The following is a 16583-nucleotide window of genomic DNA, read 5'->3' as shown; positions in this document are numbered from 1 at the left end:
AAGACTAAAAAACCCATACTAATCCCGATACAAATCGAATTAACACTTAATTCCTGTGGGAGCGGGCTTGCTCGTGAAGGCGGCATAGCAGTCGATATCACTTTTGAATGAAAAATCGCATTCGCGAGCAAGCCCGCGCCCACAAAAAGCAGCGTTTACAGGCCCTCTTCGAGCACCCGATCCAGCATGTCGACAAAGAAGTCCACGCTGCGGCGCGACGTGACCATCGGCGGTTTGATCTTGAGAATGTTCAGGTCATCCCCGGTCGGCTGCATGAAAATCCCCAGTTCGCGCAGGCGATCACACAACAGGCTGGTCTCTGCAGTGGCCGGCTCCAGGGTCTCGCGATTGCGGATCAACTCCACGCCCAGATAGAAGCCGGAACCATGCACCGCGCCCACCAGCGGATGTTTATCGATCAACGCTTGCAGACGCGCCTTGAAGTGACCGCCGACCACTTGCGCGTTTTCCCAGAGCTTCTCTTCTTCCATCACATCCAGGACCGCCATGCCGATCTGGCAGCTCACCGGACTGCCACCGGCGGACGAGAAGAAGTAGCCTTCGGCCTCCAGCGCCTCGGCGATTTCCCGGCGCGTGATCACCGCGCCGAGCGGCTGGCCGTTGCCCATGCCCTTGGCCATCGTGATGATATCCGGCACCACACCCTGCTCTTCGAAGCCCCAGAAAAAGTGGCCCATACGCCCGTAACCGACCTGCACTTCATCGGCAATGCACACCCCGCCTTGTGCACGCACCAACGCATAGACCTGTTTCAGATACGTCGGCGGCAGAGAAATACCACCGGCATTGCCGTACACCGGTTCGCAGATGAACCCGGCCAATTGGCGCTCTTGCGCCGCGATATGTGCCAGCCGTGTTTCGACGCTGCGCACATAATCCGGCGCAGAATCAAGACCGCGAAATTCACCGCGATAGGTATTCGGCGCGGTCACCGGATGCACCCAGTCAGGACGACTTTCCAGCGCTCGCGGGTTGTCGGCAACCGACGTCGACACCGCATCGGCGCCGACCGTCCAGCCGTGGTAAGCCTCCAGCACGCTGAGCATGTCGCGCCCGCCGCTGTAGGCCCACGCCAGACGGATCGCCAAGTCGTTGGCCTCGCTGCCACTGTTGACCAGAAATACTCGGTCCATGCCTTCCGGCGCCAGTTTCAGCAAGCGCTCGGAGAACTCCGCCACCGCCGCATAGTTGAACCGCGAGTTGGTGTTGAGCAGCGACCATTGCCGTGCCGCCACCTGTGCCATGCGCGGATGACCGTGACCGAGTACTGCGACGTTGTTGAGCATGTCGAGGTAGGAGCGGCCCTGCATGTCGATCAGGTGATTGCGCCAGCCGCGTTCGATACGCGGCGGATCAACGTAGTAGTGTTTTTGCGTGCGGGCGAAGCTGGCGTCACGCCGTTCCAGCAAGGTTTTGGCGTCCAGCTCCGGCTCGGCATCGCAGGCCAGGCCCAGCAGCGCCGCTGGCGAGGGGCACAACGCCTGCCACGCAGCCGCGCGCGCCGGACTGCAGAACAAAGGCGCATCCAGCGCGGCTACACGGCTCAACTGCACCTTCAACGGCCCACCGACCAAACCCAGCACCTGACCTTTGACCAGCGCCGCGCCGCTGTGCAGCGAGGCGTTCACGCCCCACAAGCGCACGCTGAGCTGTGGCCCATCGAGTTGCAGCACACCGTCCGCCGCGTGATGCAGAACACCGGCAAACGGCGCTTCCACCGCCGAGCCTTGCGGCACACGCAATTCAACGTGCAACGGGAAGGTGTCCGGTTCGACCGCACTGTCCGCTCGCGTCTGCGACAAGCGGTATTGCCCGTAACGACTCGCCGCCAGGCCATGCGCGGCGGCGGCTTCCGTCAGCAGCCGCTGATCGATGCCGTCCTGCTCCCAGTTGCCCGCCTCGAAATGCGGACTGAGCACACCCAGGTCGATCAACGCGAACTCACGTCCGACCAGCTCTGGCAACAGCGGCGCAAAACCTTCACTGCCGATGGCCGGCAGACGCTGGCCGACTGACGTGAGGATCGCCGCTTCCATCAACGCCAGTGGCACCGAAGTGGCCACGTGGAAGATCTCCCACTCGTGGCCGAGGTTGTCGCGACTGTAGGTGTTGCCCGGATCGATGCTGACTTGCTGCTCGCCACTGAGTACCAGCACCGCCGCCCGCGCCACGATCAACGGCCACAGTGCCTGCAACTCTTCATGTTGCAGCGGATTGACCGCGTGATAGGCCTGCACCGCCGGCAGAATCACGAACGGATCACCGCCGGCATGGTGCAGCAGCGCCGCGCACGTCACCGACAGGTCGGTGATGCGCCAGGTGCGCACCAGATCACCGAAATCGATCACCCCCTGCAACTGCCAGTGGCGTCGCGCATCCCGTTGCCAGACGGCGTTATCGTCAGTGATGTCCATGTGAATCGCCTGCACCGGCAGCTTGTCCAGCAATGGCTGCAAGCGGCGCTCGGCCTGTTCGGCGGCGTCAGCGATCAATGCGCGCTGGCGCTCGTCCTGAATCACCGGCAGCAGATGGTTGATCAGCGCACTGGCGTGGCGTGCATCCCACTGCAGGGTGCGCTCAAGACCCGGATGGTCGAAGCCGGCCAGCGCCAGATCCATCTCGCCACACAGTTGACCGAAACCGGCCACCACCTCGTGACCCAGATACTCAAGATGGGTCAGCGGCTGGCCTTCGATGTAGTCCAGCAACCGCACGTGTACCGGCTCACCGTTGGCCTGCAGCGACAGCAGGTCGTCGCCGTTATGGGCCGGGATCACCTTGGGTACGTGCACCGACGAGTGTTCGGTGAGGTATTTGAGGCCCGCATGCTGGGCCTGCAGTTCCACCAGCGCGTAATCGCCGCGGCAGATTTTCAGGACAAAGCGCCCACGCTCACTGTCGACCCGATAATTGAGATCCTGCTGACTGCCCAGCGCCTGCAACGTGCCACTGAGTCCGTAATGCTCCGCCAACCACTGCCGGGCCAACGCCTCGCAGACCTGTGGACTGGGCAAGCTGGCGCGATGAATCAACGTGGCGAGCGGCATGAAACGACCCCTGAAATTTTATTAGGCGTCTATATCGCCATTGCTGCAGAGGATGCGCAACCCCCGATCACGGTTATTCAAGCACTCGCATCCGCCAGCGCTTTGCGCAAGAATGTCGGCCATTCATACCTATCTGGAAAAATCTCATGAATGTAATCACCACCGATCTGCCCGGTGTTCTGATCATCGAACCCAAGGTATTTGGTGACGAGCGCGGCTTCTTCTACGAGAGCTTCAACGCCAAGGCATTCCAGGATGCAACCGGTCTGGACACTCAATTCGTCCAGGACAACCATTCGCGCTCGCAAAAAGGCGTGTTGCGCGGCCTGCATTACCAACTGCAGAACACCCAGGGCAAACTGGTCCGGGTAACCGCAGGTGAAGTGCTGGATGTGGCCGTGGATATCCGCCGCAGCTCGCCGCACTTCGGCAAATGGGTTGCCGTGCGCCTCTCCGCCGAAAACCACCGTCAACTGTGGGTCCCGGAAGGTTTCGCCCATGGTTTCGTGGTGCTGAGCGAGTTCGCCGAATTCCTCTACAAGACCACTAACTACTACGATCCATCGTCCGAGCGCAGCATTCGCTGGGACGATCCCGCTTTGGGCATTGACTGGCAACTGGACGAAGCGCCGAAGCTGTCGGCCAAGGACCAGGCTGGAGCACTGCTCAAGGACGCTGACGTCTTCGCCTGAGCCTAGGCATAATGCGCCTGTTCACTCAGGCGCATCCGGCTCATGAAACCTACTCTTCCCCGCAGACCCCGCTGGCGCAGCCTCGCCCTGCTGGCCCTGTGCCTGGCGCCGTTGCTGTGGCCGCTGGAACATCTGGCCGAGCGCTATTACCGCAGTGAACTGGCCGGGCAAAACCGCCAGACCCTCGACCTCTACGTCGCCAACCTGCTGGGCACCCTGCATCGCTATGAAGTGTTGCCGCAGATTCTCGGCGATCTGCCGGCCCTGCGCGCCGTACTCGGCGCACCCGACGACGGCGTCACCCAAGGCAATGCCAACCGCCTGCTGAAAAACATCGCCGCGCAGACCGGTGCCGAAGTCATGTACCTGATGGACACCAGCGGCCAGACCCTTGCGGCGTCGAACTGGGATAAACACGACAGCTTCGTCGGGCGCAACTTCGCCTTCCGTCCATACTTCAGCGAAGCCATGGCCGGACGCCTGGGACGCTTCTTCGGCCTCGGTACCACCTCGGCCAAGCGCGGTTACTTCTTCGCCGCAGCGGTGCGCAACGGCGAAAAAATCATCGGCGTGCTGGTGATCAAAGTCGACCTCGACCACACCGAAAGCCTGTGGGGCAAAACCCCGGAACAACTGCTGGTGACCGACCACAACGGCGTGGTCATTCTCACCTCGCGCCCGGAATGGCGCTTCCGTTCGACCCGCACCCTGAGCGACACCGAGCGTTCGGCAATCACCGCCATCCAGCCCTATCCAACCCGCGAGCCGCGCCCGCTGAACCTCAGCCCCAACGCCTGGCTGACGCAGACCGTGAACATCGCCGAAACCGGCTGGAGCGTCAGCATTCTCGCCCCCCGCACGTTGATCGACCGTCCGGTGCGCACCGTTGTGGCGATTGGCGGCGCCACGCTGTTGGTCGTGATGCTGTTGCTCGGATTGATGATGCAGCGCCGTCGGCATTACCTGGAGCGTATCGCGTTCGAAGCCAAGGCCCGTCGCGAACTGGAAGGCCGGGTCGCCGAGCGGACCAGCGATCTGGAAGGCCTCAACCGCCGCCTCAAGCAGGAAGTGCTGGAGCGCGAGCAGGCCCAGCAGGAACTGGTGCGCGCCCAGGACGATCTGGTCCAGGCCGGCAAACTGTCGGCGCTGGGCACCATGTCGGCGAGCATCAGCCACGAACTCAATCAGCCACTGGCGGCGATTCGCAGCTACGCCGAAAACGCCGAAGTGCTGCTCGATCATCAACGCACCGACGACGCCCGTGGCAACCTCAAACTGATCAGTGAACTGACCGGGCGCATGGCCTCGATCATCGCCCACTTGCGCGCTTTCGCCCGCCGCGACCGCCATGCCCCGGAAAGCGTCGCCCTGCAACCGGCGCTGGACGATGCGCTGGCGTTGTTGGCCAAGCGGCGCCGGAGCATGGAGGTCGAACTGATCCGCGACCTGCCCGCCGCCACCCTGTGGGTCGAAGCCGGAGAAACCCGTCTGCGCCAGGTGCTCGGCAACCTGCTGGCCAACGCCCTCGATGCGCTGACCGAAAAAGGCCCGCCGCGCAAACTCTGGCTGAGTGCCGAATCCACCGCCGAAGGCGTCAATCTGTACATTCGCGACAACGGCCCGGGGTTCTGCATGGAAGCCCTTGGCCGCGCGAGCGAGCCCTTCTACACCACCAAGACCCGCACCCAGGGCCTCGGGCTGGGGCTGGCCATCTGTGAAACCCTGATGCGCGCCTTCGGTGGTGAACTGTCGTTCGCCAACCACAAGCAAGGCGGCGCCTTGATCACCCTGCGGCTGCGCGCTGGCGCACCCGGGGTCAGCCTGCAACCGTCCGAGGATCGAAGTGCATGACCATCGACAATCGCATTCAGGTGGTGTTGATCGACGACGATCCGCACCTGCGTCAGGCCCTCGGCCAGACCCTGGACCTGGCCGGCCTGAAAATCCTCCCGCTGTCCGAGGCCAAAGGCCTGGCCGGGCAACTGGAGCGTGACTGGCCCGGTGTGGTGGTCAGCGACATCCGCATGCCGGGCATGGACGGTCTGGAGCTGTTGAGCGAACTGCACGCGCAGGATCCCGAGCTGCCAGTGCTGCTGATCACCGGTCACGGTGATGTGCCGCTGGCGGTGCAAGCGATGCGTGCCGGCGCCTACGATTTTCTGGAAAAACCGTTCGCCAGCGATGCGCTGCTCGACAGCGTGCGCCGCGCCCTGGCCCTGCGCCGGCTGGTGCTGGACAATCGCAGCCTGCGTCTGGCCCTCAGCGATCGCAACGAATTGAGCGCACGACTGGTCGGCCATTCGGCGCCGATGTTGCGCCTGCGCGAGCAGATCGGGGCGTTGGCCGCGACCAAGGCAGACGTGTTGATCCTCGGTGAAACCGGCGCCGGCAAAGAAGTCGTGGCCCGTGCGCTGCACGATTTGTCGAGCCGGCGCAACGGCCCGTTCGTGGCGATCAACGCCGGGGCACTGGCTGAATCGGTGGTCGAAAGCGAGCTGTTCGGACATGAGCCAGGCGCCTTCACCGGTGCGCAGAAACGCCGGATCGGCAAGTTCGAATTCGCCAACGGCGGCACGCTGTTTCTCGACGAAATCGAAAGCATGAGCATGGACGTACAGGTAAAACTGCTGCGCATGCTGCAAGAGCGCGTCGTCGAACGGCTGGGCGGCAATCAACTGATCCCGCTGGACATCCGCGTCATCGCCGCGACCAAGGAAGACCTGCGTCAGGCCGCCGACCAGGGCCGCTTCCGCGCCGACTTGTACTACCGATTGAACGTTGCGCCGCTGCGCATTCCGCCGCTGCGCGAACGCGGCGAAGACGCGCTGGTGCTGTTCCAGCATTACGCCGATGAAGCCAGCGCCCGGCATGGCTTGCCGCCTCATGAACTGCAACCGGCACAGCGCGCCCTGTTACTGCGCCACACCTGGCCGGGCAACGTGCGCGAACTGCAGAACGCTGCCGAGCGTTTCGCCCTCGGTCTGGAACTGGCGCTGGATAACAGTGGCGCCGAGGGCAGCGGCACCAGCGTTGAAGTCATCAGCGGTGGCCTGAGCGAGCAAGTGGAAAATTTCGAGAAATCATTGATCGCCGCCGAGTTGGCGCGTTCCCACAGTTCGGTACGCAGCCTCGCCGAAGCCCTGGGCATTCCGCGCAAGACCCTGCACGACAAGCTGCGCAAGCACGGCTTGAACTTTGCCGACAGTGGCGCCCAGGGAGATGAAGCCGAATGAACCGCGACACTCGCTATCTGGAGTCCGTGCTGCATCACGACATTCCGCTGACCCGCGAGATGGGCCTCAAGGTACTCGACTGGCGTGAGCATCAACTGAGCCTGCACTTGCCGCTGGAGCCGAACGTCAATCACAAGAGCACCATGTTCGGCGGCAGCCTCTACTGCGGCGCGGTGCTGGCGGGTTGGGGCTGGCTGCATTTGCGCCTCAAGGAAGCAGGCATCGCAGACGGGCACATTGTGATCCAGGAAGGGCAGATCAGTTATCCACTGCCAGTGACCGGCGACGCCACGGCCATTTGCCCGGCACCGGAGGCGGCAGTGTGGAAGAAGTTTCTGGCGATGTATCAGCGCTACGGGCGGGCGCGATTGACGCTCCATACGCGGATCGTCAATGCCGGGAGTGATGAAGATGCGGTGACATTCAGCGGGCAGTACGTTCTGCACCGCTGACGGTCAACAGCCCCCAACCCTCTCCCTTGGAGAGGGTTGGGGTGAGGGGAACCGAGCGCCAGCCTGCTTAACCTCGGGCCAGCTCCAACAGTCTTGCGCGCCACGCCGCCTTCGCTGGCAACGCCAGAAAGAACTCATTGCGCAACGACTCACGCGGCGGATAACAGAACGCTTCGCCCCGCAGATCCACCACTTCACCACCCGCACCCTCCAGCACGCCCTGGGCGGCCGCAGTGTCCCATTGCGAAGTCGGCGCCAGTCGCGGATAACAATCGGCGGCACCTTCAGCCAGCAGGCAGAACTTCAGCGAGCTGCCAATGTTCGCCAATTGCAGTTCGCCCAGGCTGGCACCGAGACCCGCGAGCAGACGCTCCTGCTCCGGGCTGGAATGCCGACGGCTGGCGACCACGGTGAACGCTTCACCCGGCGCAAGCACATCACGCACCTGAATCGCGACCGGCGTTGCGCCCTTGTCGCCGCGCCAGGCGCCGAGTCCGGCACCGCCCACATAGAACCGGCCATTGGTTGGCATCGACACCACACCAAACACCACTCGACCGTTTTCGATCAGCGCGATGTTGACGGTGAATTCTTCACTGCCGCTGATGAACTCCTTGGTGCCATCCAGCGGATCTACCAGCCACCAGCGCTGCCACCCGGCACGCACGCTCTGCGGGATGTCGGCGTCTTCCTCGGAAAGAATCGGGATGCTGGAATCCAGCGCGGTAAGTCCGGCCACGATCACATGGTGCGCGGCGATATCCGCCGCCGTCACCGGTGAATCATCGGACTTCGCGGTGACTTCAACACCGGCGCGCCAAAACGGCAGGATCGCCTCGCCAGCCTGCAATGCCAGCTCAATCACCGGCGCCATCAACGGATGGGGAAAATTCATCGACGTCTCTCTCATGCCTGAAAGAACCCGCGTTGCGTCAGCAGATCACGGGCCAGATACAGTGCCGCCAAGGCACGACCTTCAGTAAATTGCGGATTTTGCGCCAGCGCCGAAAGATCGCGCAGGTTGACCTTGTCGACCCGCATCGGCTCGGGCTCGTCGCCCTCCAGACGTTCTTCATACAGGTCGGTGGCCAGCACCACCTGGATTTTCTGGCTCATGTAACCGGGCGACAGCGACAGCTCGGTCAGATGCTCCAGTTGGCGGGCGCCAAAACCGGCCTCTTCCTTGAGCTCGCGCTCGGCCGCTGCCAACACATCCTCACCCGGCTCGATCAAGCCTTTGGGCAGGGACAGCTCGTATTCATCAGTGCCGCCGCAGTATTCCTCGACCAGCACTGCGTGATCGCTGTCGAGCATCGCCACGATCATCACCGCGCCATAACCCGCGCCTTTGCCGACCAGCCGCTCGTAGGTGCGCTCCACGCCGTTGGAAAAACGCAGCTTCAGTTCTTCGACGCAAAACAGGCGACTGGTGGCGACGATCTCGCGGGCGAGTACAGTGGGTTTCTGGCGCATGCAAAGCTCCTTGGCGTGAACGCGCTACTATAACGCGGCTTTCCCGATTGTTTGTGTCGGATATCTTTCTACCGCTCGAGACGTTGCCATGCCTTCTTTACCCTGGTCTGACATCGATACCGTCCTGCTGGACATGGACGGTACGCTGCTGGACCTGCACTTCGACAACCATTTCTGGCTGGAACACCTGCCCCAACGCTACGCCGAGCTGCACGGTGTCAGTCGGGCCATGGCCGACATGGAGTTGCAGCCACTGTTCGAGCGCCATGCCGGTCAGTTGCAGTGGTATTGCCTGGATTTCTGGAGCACCGAGCTGAAACTCTCGGTGCGTGAACTGAAACTGGAAACCGCGCACCTGATCGCCCTGCGTCCTGATGCCGACACGTTTCTGCAAGCGATCAAACAGGCAGGCAAACGGGTGATCATGATCACCAACGCGCACCGTGACTCGCTGTCGCTGAAACTGGAGCGGATCGAACTGGCGCCGTACTTCGAGCGGTTGATCAGCTCCCATGATTACGGTTTCCCCAAGGAGAATCCGCAGTTCTGGGATGCCTTGCAGGCAGATATCGATTTTGATCCGGTGCGCAGCCTGTTCATCGACGACACGTTGCCGATCCTGCGCAGTGCGCGGCATTTCGGTGTGGGGCATCTGCTGGCGGTCAAAGAGCCGGACAGCCGCAAAGGGCCGAAGGACACTGCCGAGTTTGCGGCGGTCGAGGATTATCGGGAGTTGATTATCGGGCTCTGAGACCGGGTTGGCCCCTTTGCGAGCAGGCTCGATCCCACATTGAAATGCCGTCCGATGTGGGAGCGAGCCTGCTCGCGAAGCGGTTTCGAGGCTTATTCAGGAATACGCAGTGTCTGCCCAGGATAGATCTTGTTCACATCCTTGAGCATCGGTTTGTTGGCTTCGAAAATCTTGTTGTACTGGTTGGCATTGCCATACACCGCCAGGGAAATCGCGCTGAGGGTGTCGCCCTTTTTAACCACGACAAAACGTGCCGCAGCCACCACCGGACCCGACACGGTGATCTGATCATCAACGCTGCCCACGCCTTCAATATTACCCACCGCCAGCAGAATCTTTTCCTTCTCCTCCTGGCTCGCGACTTCACCGGTAACCGTGACCTTGTCGCCGTCCACAGTCGCCTGAACATTCGGATTGCCCAACCCGACCTTGCTGATATGTTCCTTCAACTGCTCGCTGGCATTGGCGTTGCCCGGGGTCAGCAGGTCGATCAATTTTTCGCCGGCTTCTTTCACAAAGCTGAAAATACTCATAGCGCACACTCCTTGATTTGGGTTCCAGACGCCCAAGCCTAGACCACGCCAAACAAACGCGGTTCCTGACCGACCAATGACGCACCTGCCTGCGGGGCCTGCCCCACAGCCGCTGTTGCCGCGGATCAATTGTTACAAGCTGTGCACGGTGGTCCGGAAAAACGCATCTATCCCCGGCGCCTGCAACCGATCGAGAACGCCCAAAGCCTCGCGCCACCGGGCCTGATCCTGCGTCGTCGCGCCCCTATTCAGTGTTGGCCGCAGCGGGTATCGACAGCCGCTTGATCGACGGCATCTATCAATAGATCGACAGTAGCGATTAGACGCGACAAGTTGCCGCGCCTAGTCTTAGCGTTGATCAATCCGTCGGTGATGCCATGAACGCCAAGCGCCCAGCCTGCGCGGCGCCTGCACTCGAAACGCCCGCGCCCGCCGCCAGCCAGACTTACAGCTACAGTGACCTGCCCCTCGTGGAATCGGCCAGCACCGCGCTCGCCGAGGAAGTCGCGCTGGCGATTGCCTACAACGGCATCAGCCAGGCGGTGATGCTGGTGACGCCAACGGATCTGGAAGACTTCATTGTCGGCTTCAGTCTCGGCAGTGGCATCATCGAAGACGCCACTGACATTTATGACCTGCAACTGACCGGCGCGGGCTCGGCGCAATACGCGCAAGTGACCATCGCCAATCGCGCGTTCTGGAATCTCAAGCAACAGCGTCGGCAACTGGCCGGCACCAGTGGTTGCGGGCTGTGCGGCGTCGAGGCGGTGGAGCAGGCATTGCCCGACCTCAAGGTGTTGCCCGGCGCACCGTTGCCGCCTGCGGCATGGCTCGATGGCCTGCGCCAGCGCATCGGCGCGTTCCAGCCACTCGGTCAGCACTGCGGCGCCGTACACGCGGCGGTGTTCATGAACGCCAGCGGTGAATTGCTGCTGGGCCGCGAAGACATCGGCCGGCACAACGCCCTCGACAAGCTGATCGGCGGCCTGATCCGCCAGAAGATATCCACAGACGGCGGCGTGGCGATTGTCACCAGTCGTTGCAGCCTCGAATTGATCCAGAAAGTCCTGCGCGCCGGCATCCAGACCCTGGTCAGCCTGTCCGCACCCACGGGCCTTGCCGTGCAATGGGCCCGTCGCCACAACCTCAATCTCATCCACCTGCCGCAGAAGAATGCGCCGCGGGTCTACAGCCCAGCGATGGAGAATCAAGCGTGAGCCAACATCATCAAGCCGACCAGAAACCCGTCCCGCGCTACAAACCCTACAAGGGTGCCGCCGGTGGCTGGGGTGCCCTGATCAGTGTGGCCCAGGCCTGGTTGACCAGCGATAACGCGCTGAAGAACCTGCGCATGATGCTCAAGACCAACCAGAACGGCGGCTTCGACTGCCCGGGCTGCGCGTGGGGCGATTCGCCGGAAAGCGGCATGGTCAAGTTCTGCGAGAACGGCGCCAAAGCGGTGAACTGGGAAGCGACCAAGCGTCGGGTGGACAGCAAGTTCTTCGCCAAACACAGCGTGACCTCGCTGCTGGAGCAGAGCGACTACTGGCTCGAATACCAGGGCCGTCTGACCGAGCCGATGGTCTACGACGCTCAGACCGACCGCTACAAACCCATCGCCTGGGACGACGCCTTTGCTCTGATCGGCAAGCACCTGCAAGCGCTGTCGAGCCCGGATCAGGCCGAGTTCTACACCTCGGGCCGGGCCAGCAACGAAGCGGCGTACCTGTACCAACTGTTCGTGCGCGCCTACGGCACCAACAACTTCCCCGACTGCTCGAACATGTGCCACGAGGCCAGCGGTGTGGCGTTGGCGCAGAGCGTTGGCGTCGGCAAGGGCACCGTGACCTTCGATGACTTCGAACACGCTGACGCGATTTTCGTCTGGGGCCAGAACCCCGGCACCAACCATCCACGGATGCTTGAACCACTGCGTGAAGCGGTGAAACGCGGCGCGCAAGTGGTGTGCGTCAACCCGCTGAAGGAACGTGGCCTGGAACGTTTCCAGCACCCGCAGCACCCGATCGAAATGCTCACCAACGGTGACAAGCCGACCAACACTGCGTATTTCCGGCCAGCGCTGGGCGGCGACATGGCGCTGCTGCGCGGCATGGCCAAATTCCTTCTGCAATGGGAGCGCGATGCGCAGAAGGCTGGCGCCCCGGCGGTGTTTGATCACGATTTCCTCAATGCCCACAGCGCCAACGTGCTGGAGTATCTGGGCGTGGTCGACGATACGCCGTGGGAGCAGATCGTTGCTCAATCCGGCCTGACCCTGGTCGAGATCGAGCAAGCGGCGCGCATGTACGCCAAGGGCAAGAACGTGATCATGTGCTGGGCGATGGGCATCACCCAGCATCGCCATTCGGTACCGACCATCCAGGAAATCGCCAACCTGATGCTGCTGCGCGGCAACATCGGCAAGCCCGGCGCTGGCCTGTGCCCGGTACGCGGCCACAGTAACGTGCAGGGCGACCGCACCATGGGCATCAACGAGCGTCCGCCGGTGGCGTTCCTCGATTCCCTCGAACGCCGCTTCCAGTTCAAGGTGCCACGTGACAACGGTCACAACGTGGTCGAAGCGATCCACGCCATGGCCGAGGGCCGCGCCAAGGTCTTCATCGGTCTGGGTGGCAACTTCGCCCAGGCCACGCCAGACAGCCCGCGTACCTTCGCGGCGCTGAGCAACTGCGACCTGACCGTGCAGATCAGCACCAAGCTCAACCGCAGCCATCTGGCCCACGGCAAAGACGCCTTGATCCTGCCGTGCCTGGGTCGTACCGACATCGATATCCAGACCGAAGGCCCGCAAGCGGTTACCGTGGAAGACTCCTTCAGCATGGTTCACGCCTCCAACGGCCAGTTGCAGCCGCTGTCGAACCAGATGCGCTCGGAACCGGCGATCATCGCCGGCATTGCCGCCGCCACGCTGGGCAGCAAACCGGTGGACTGGAACTGGCTGGTGGCCGATTACGGGCGTATTCGCGACCTGATCGCCGACACCATTCCAGGCTTCAGGGACTTCAACGAAAAGGTCAAGAACCCGGGCGGGTTCTACCTCGGCAACAGTGCCGGCGCGCGCAAGTGGAACACTCCGTCGGGCCGGGCCAATTTCCGCGCGAACATGCTGCCCAAAGACCTGGTGCACGAGCGCACCCGCGCCACCGGGCAACTGCCGGACCTGATTCTGCAATCGATGCGCTCCCACGACCAGTACAACACCACGATCTATGGCCTTGACGACCGTTACCGTGGGGTAAAAGGCCAGCGCGATGTGCTGTTCGCCAACGAGGCCGACATCATTCGCCTGGGCTTCCGACCAGGGCAGAAGGCCGACATCGTGTCGCTGTGGGACGATGGTCGCGAGCGTCGGGTGAAGGGCTTCACCTTGCTGGCGTTTGATATTCCAGCGGGGCAGGCGGCGGCGTATTACCCGGAAGTGAATCCGCTGGTGCCGCTCGAAAGCACAGGGGATGGCAGCCATACGCCGACGTCGAAGTTCATCGCGATCCGTCTTGAGGCGGCGAGTGAGACTGGGCTGATCATGGCCAAATCCGCGTAAAGCGGTGTCAGCACCCTTGCTATCGCGAGCAGGCTCACTCCTACAGATAGAACACGTTCAACTGTAGGAGTGAGCCTGCTCGCGATAGCGGTAGCCGATTCAACGCAAATCTTTGTACCCTGCACCTTTCAAACGCCCACAAAAAAGGCCGCTTTTTCACAAAGCGGCCTGTCCGAAGTAGCTAAAGACCGGCAAAAAAAGCCTAAGTTCCGCAGAAAAAACAGCAACTTGCAAAATTGTATACACGTCGTGTTATTCGTCGGATTTCGATTGTCAGCCTTGTTACACAGCCTCAGGATCGCGCCGTCATCCCTTTGAGGCTCCTCTATGAAGTTCTCCTCGATTCTCTTGTTGTCCCTTGGCCTGGTCAGTGGCTTCGCTTCTGCCGGAGGCACCACCGAAGCAGGTGTGGGCGGCGCATTGGGCGGGGTTCTTGGCTCGGTCGTCGGTCAGTCGTTAGGCGGCAGTACAGGTTCAACCATTGGCGCCGCCCTGGGCGGCGCGGGTGGTAGCGCGGTGGGTGCCAACAAACACAGCCGCGGCGAAGCAGCCATTGGCGGTGCGTTGGGCGCAGCCGGCGGTAACGTGGTCGGCCGCAGCATGGGCGGCACCACCGGCAGCCTGATCGGCGCCGCAGCAGGTGGCGGCGCCGGTGGCGCGCTGGGTAACTACATGGGCAACCAGAGCAATGACGAGGGTCGTCATTACGATCGCGGTCGTGACGACCGTCGCTACTACCGCGACGAACATCGTGGTCGCGGCCACGCCTACGGCCACCGCAAGCATCACCGCTACTACCGCGACTAACGCGTCTGGTTAAGCGGAAAACAAAAAATCGCAACCCGAGGGCTGCGATTTTTTTTGTTCTGGTTCAAATCACCAGACGCTCCAACGCTTCACGCAACCTGCCTGGAATCGGCACCGGCTGGTTGGTCGCCCGATCCACGAAGACATGGACAAAACGCCCCGCTGCACACGCCTCGCTTTCACCGACCTTGAACACCGCCAATTCGTATTGCACCGAACTGTTGCCCAGCTTGCCGACCCGCAGACCGATCTCGATCAGGTCCGGAAAAGCAATCGAGGCAAAGTAGTCACAAGCCGAACTGACCACGAACCCCACCACCTCACCGTCATGAATATCCAGCCCGCCGACCTGGATCAGGTAGGTATTCACGGCCGTGTCGAAGAAGCTGTAATAGGTGACGTTATTCACATGCCCGTAGGCATCGTTGTCGTGCCAGCGTGTGGTGACGGGCTGGAAGTGCGGGTAGTCGGTGCGTTGGGGCATCGGGTTGGACATCGATCAGCAATCCCTGAAATTAATGGGTCAGTCTAATGTAAAACCGCCTCGCTCCCTTCGCGAGCAGGCTCGCTCCCACATTGGAATGCGCTCTCCCTTGCTCCGGGCGGCGTTCCGACGAAGGCGTCCTCACAGCCCTCCATCCCTCAGCGCTCGGCAAAACCCTTCCCCTGCGCCGCCAGCTCGCCAATCAACCGCGCCGGCTGCCACTGATCGCCCTGACGCGTCTGCAGCGCCAGCAGCCGCTGATGAATATCCGCCAGCCCCTGCTGATCCGCCCAGGCCATCGGCCCGCCCTTGTCGGCCGGGAAGCCGTAGCCGTTCAGATATACCAGATCAATGTCATGGGCTGACCCGGCAATGCCTTCCTGAAGAATCCTGGCGCCCTCGTTGACCAACGCCAGCAAGCAACGCTCCAGAATTTCCTCCGGGCCGATCTCGCGGCGCTGAAAACCCAGACTTTCGCTGACCCGCAGCACCAGCGCATCGACCTCAGGATCCTGCTCGGCCTGCCGACTGCCCGGCTCATAGTGGTAATAACCGTTGCCGGATTTCTGCCCGAAGCGGCCCATCTCGCACAAGCGGTTATCGACCTGAACCTGCGGCGCATCCTGGCCCTTGCCGGCCAGTTCGCGAGCGCGCCATTCCAGGTCGATACCCACCACGTCATACATGCGGAACGGTCCCATGGCGAAGCCGAATCCCTGCAGTGCCGCGTCCACCTGCTGTGGATAAGCGCCTTCGAGCAGCATCTTGCGCGCCTCCAGCACATACGGATGCAACATCCGATTGCCGATAAATCCATGGCAATTGCCCGACACCACACTGACCTTGCCCATGCGCTTGCCTAAAGCCAGTGCGGCTGCCAATACCGCCGCTGACGTCTGCGCACCGCGGACGATTTCCAGCAGTTTCATGATGTGCGCAGGGCTGAAGAAATGCAGGCCGAGCACCTGATGCGGACGCTTTGTCGCCGCGGCAATCGCATCGATATCCAGCGCCGACGTGTTGCTCGCCAACAACGCTGCAGGCTTGAGCAGGCCATCCAGCTCGCGAAAGATCTTCTGCTTGAGTTCGAGGTTCTCGTACACCGCCTCGATCACCAGATCGACATTACGGATCGCCGGGTAATCCGCGGCAGCGCTGATCCGGGCGAAACGTGCGTCCGCCTCAGTCTGGTCAATTCGGCCCTGCCGCACGTTGTGTGCATAAGTGTCCGCTACCGCGCCCAGCGCCTGCTCAAGCATCTGCGGATTGTTATCGAACCACTGCACGGCGATACCGGCATTGGCCAGGCACATCACAATGCCGCGGCCCATGGTGCCCGCGCCGATCACGGCGGCCTGCTGAATATCGAAGGATGTCTGGCTCATGTTGTTCTCTTGTTGGCGATCCGAAGACAGCCTTCACCATAGTCAGGCACCGGGTGTTTTTGAAGTTTATTACCGTGATGAGCGACATTCAGCGCATGGATGCAGCATTCCCATGTGGGAGCGAGCCTGCTCGCGAACAGGCC

The 16583-nt window shown here is 62.0% G+C and carries 14 protein-coding genes; 8 read left to right on the top strand and 6 right to left on the bottom strand.

Translation table 11 applies throughout. The features are described from left to right. Positions 1 to 155: 155 nt before the first annotated feature. Positions 156 to 3068, bottom strand: a complete 2913-nt coding sequence (locus AC0J41_RS28170; protein WP_473014172.1) for an aminotransferase — start codon at positions 3066 to 3068, stop codon at positions 156 to 158. Between the two features lie 146 nt (positions 3069 to 3214). On the opposite strand from AC0J41_RS28170, the gene rfbC reads away from it, so the two are divergent. The 4 genes from rfbC to AC0J41_RS28150 are packed head-to-tail and all read left to right on the top strand — an operon-like array spanning position 3215 to position 7445. Continuing rightward, on the top strand, positions 3215 to 3760 hold the full coding sequence (gene rfbC / locus AC0J41_RS28165; RefSeq protein ID WP_025110961.1) for a dTDP-4-dehydrorhamnose 3,5-epimerase: 546 nt from the start codon (positions 3215 to 3217) through the stop codon (positions 3758 to 3760). Positions 3761 to 3802: 42 nt separating this feature from the next. Then, entirely contained in the window at positions 3803 to 5611 is a 1809-nt protein-coding gene (locus AC0J41_RS28160; RefSeq protein ID WP_025110962.1) for a sensor histidine kinase, read from the top strand. Next, positions 5608 to 6993 (top strand): sigma-54-dependent transcriptional regulator, encoded by a 1386-nt coding sequence (locus AC0J41_RS28155; RefSeq protein ID WP_473014171.1) that lies wholly within the window; start codon positions 5608 to 5610, stop codon positions 6991 to 6993. Before AC0J41_RS28160 ends, AC0J41_RS28155 begins: the two co-directional genes overlap by 4 nt. Then, positions 6990 to 7445, top strand: coding sequence for a thioesterase domain-containing protein (locus AC0J41_RS28150; protein WP_473014170.1), 456 nt, complete (start codon positions 6990 to 6992; stop codon positions 7443 to 7445). Before AC0J41_RS28155 ends, AC0J41_RS28150 begins: the two co-directional genes overlap by 4 nt. Positions 7446 to 7512: 67 nt before the next feature. On the opposite strand, the gene cysQ is transcribed toward AC0J41_RS28150, so the two are convergent. Next, positions 7513 to 8340 (bottom strand): 3'(2'),5'-bisphosphate nucleotidase CysQ, encoded by an 828-nt coding sequence (gene cysQ, locus AC0J41_RS28145; RefSeq protein ID WP_473014169.1) that lies wholly within the window; start codon positions 8338 to 8340, stop codon positions 7513 to 7515. An 11-nt stretch (positions 8341 to 8351) separates the two neighbouring features. Continuing rightward, a complete protein-coding gene (gene nudE / locus AC0J41_RS28140) occupies positions 8352 to 8918 on the bottom strand; it encodes an ADP compounds hydrolase NudE (protein WP_025110966.1) in 567 nt (188 codons plus the stop codon). Positions 8919 to 9006: 88 nt separating this feature from the next. Here nudE and yrfG point away from each other — a divergent pair, with 88 nt between their 5' ends. Then, the gene (gene yrfG / locus AC0J41_RS28135) at positions 9007 to 9669 is read left to right on the top strand and encodes a GMP/IMP nucleotidase (RefSeq protein ID WP_473014168.1); all 663 of its coding nucleotides are present in this window, start codon (positions 9007 to 9009) and stop codon (positions 9667 to 9669) included. 92 nt (positions 9670 to 9761) lie between these two features. On the opposite strand, the gene lysM is transcribed toward yrfG, so the two are convergent. Continuing rightward, positions 9762 to 10202 carry a peptidoglycan-binding protein LysM gene (lysM, locus tag AC0J41_RS28130; RefSeq protein WP_473014167.1) on the bottom strand — a complete coding sequence of 147 codons (441 nt, stop codon included), beginning with the start codon at positions 10200 to 10202 and terminating at the stop codon, positions 9762 to 9764. A gap of 377 nt (positions 10203 to 10579) precedes the next feature. Between lysM and fdhD the strand changes: the two genes are divergently transcribed. The 3 genes from fdhD to AC0J41_RS28115 all read left to right on the top strand — a co-directional run bounded on the left by fdhD (position 10580) and on the right by AC0J41_RS28115 (position 14571). Then, positions 10580 to 11419 (top strand): formate dehydrogenase accessory sulfurtransferase FdhD, encoded by an 840-nt coding sequence (gene fdhD, locus AC0J41_RS28125; RefSeq protein ID WP_025110969.1) that lies wholly within the window; start codon positions 10580 to 10582, stop codon positions 11417 to 11419. Continuing rightward, the gene (locus tag AC0J41_RS28120) at positions 11416 to 13764 is read left to right on the top strand and encodes an FdhF/YdeP family oxidoreductase (protein WP_025110970.1); all 2349 of its coding nucleotides are present in this window, start codon (positions 11416 to 11418) and stop codon (positions 13762 to 13764) included. Before fdhD ends, AC0J41_RS28120 begins: the two co-directional genes overlap by 4 nt. Positions 13765 to 14091: 327 nt before the next feature. Then, on the top strand, positions 14092 to 14571 hold the full coding sequence (locus tag AC0J41_RS28115) for a glycine zipper domain-containing protein (RefSeq protein ID WP_025110971.1): 480 nt from the start codon (positions 14092 to 14094) through the stop codon (positions 14569 to 14571). A 64-nt stretch (positions 14572 to 14635) separates the two neighbouring features. Here AC0J41_RS28115 and AC0J41_RS28110 read toward each other — a convergent pair whose 3' ends face one another. Together AC0J41_RS28110 and AC0J41_RS28105 are read right to left on the bottom strand one after the other, a co-directional pair. Continuing rightward, positions 14636 to 15067, bottom strand: coding sequence for an acyl-CoA thioesterase (locus AC0J41_RS28110; protein WP_473014166.1), 432 nt, complete (start codon positions 15065 to 15067; stop codon positions 14636 to 14638). A 146-nt stretch (positions 15068 to 15213) separates the two neighbouring features. Continuing rightward, entirely contained in the window at positions 15214 to 16440 is a 1227-nt protein-coding gene (locus AC0J41_RS28105; RefSeq protein WP_473014165.1) for a 3-hydroxyacyl-CoA dehydrogenase, read from the bottom strand. Positions 16441 to 16583: the final 143 nt, after the last annotated feature.

The sequence above is a fragment of the Pseudomonas sp. Arb-4-2C genome, from assembly GCF_055755015.1.
This window is presented reverse-complemented; position numbering and strand designations above follow the sequence as displayed.

Coding starts and splice junctions, on each gene's coding strand:
- AC0J41_RS28170 (WP_473014172.1), bottom strand. CDS start 3,068: ATGCCGCTCGCCACGTTGATTCATCGCGCCAGCTTGCCCAGTCCACAG.
- rfbC (WP_025110961.1), top strand. CDS start 3,215: ATGAATGTAATCACCACCGATCTGCCCGGTGTTCTGATCATCGAACCC.
- AC0J41_RS28160 (WP_025110962.1), top strand. CDS start 3,803: ATGAAACCTACTCTTCCCCGCAGACCCCGCTGGCGCAGCCTCGCCCTG.
- AC0J41_RS28155 (WP_473014171.1), top strand. CDS start 5,608: ATGACCATCGACAATCGCATTCAGGTGGTGTTGATCGACGACGATCCG.
- AC0J41_RS28150 (WP_473014170.1), top strand. CDS start 6,990: ATGAACCGCGACACTCGCTATCTGGAGTCCGTGCTGCATCACGACATT.
- cysQ (WP_473014169.1), bottom strand. CDS start 8,340: ATGAATTTTCCCCATCCGTTGATGGCGCCGGTGATTGAGCTGGCATTG.
- nudE (WP_025110966.1), bottom strand. CDS start 8,918: ATGCGCCAGAAACCCACTGTACTCGCCCGCGAGATCGTCGCCACCAGT.
- yrfG (WP_473014168.1), top strand. CDS start 9,007: ATGCCTTCTTTACCCTGGTCTGACATCGATACCGTCCTGCTGGACATG.
- lysM (WP_473014167.1), bottom strand. CDS start 10,202: ATGAGTATTTTCAGCTTTGTGAAAGAAGCCGGCGAAAAATTGATCGAC.
- fdhD (WP_025110969.1), top strand. CDS start 10,580: ATGAACGCCAAGCGCCCAGCCTGCGCGGCGCCTGCACTCGAAACGCCC.
- AC0J41_RS28115 (WP_025110971.1), top strand. CDS start 14,092: ATGAAGTTCTCCTCGATTCTCTTGTTGTCCCTTGGCCTGGTCAGTGGC.
- AC0J41_RS28110 (WP_473014166.1), bottom strand. CDS start 15,067: ATGTCCAACCCGATGCCCCAACGCACCGACTACCCGCACTTCCAGCCC.
- AC0J41_RS28105 (WP_473014165.1), bottom strand. CDS start 16,440: ATGAGCCAGACATCCTTCGATATTCAGCAGGCCGCCGTGATCGGCGCG.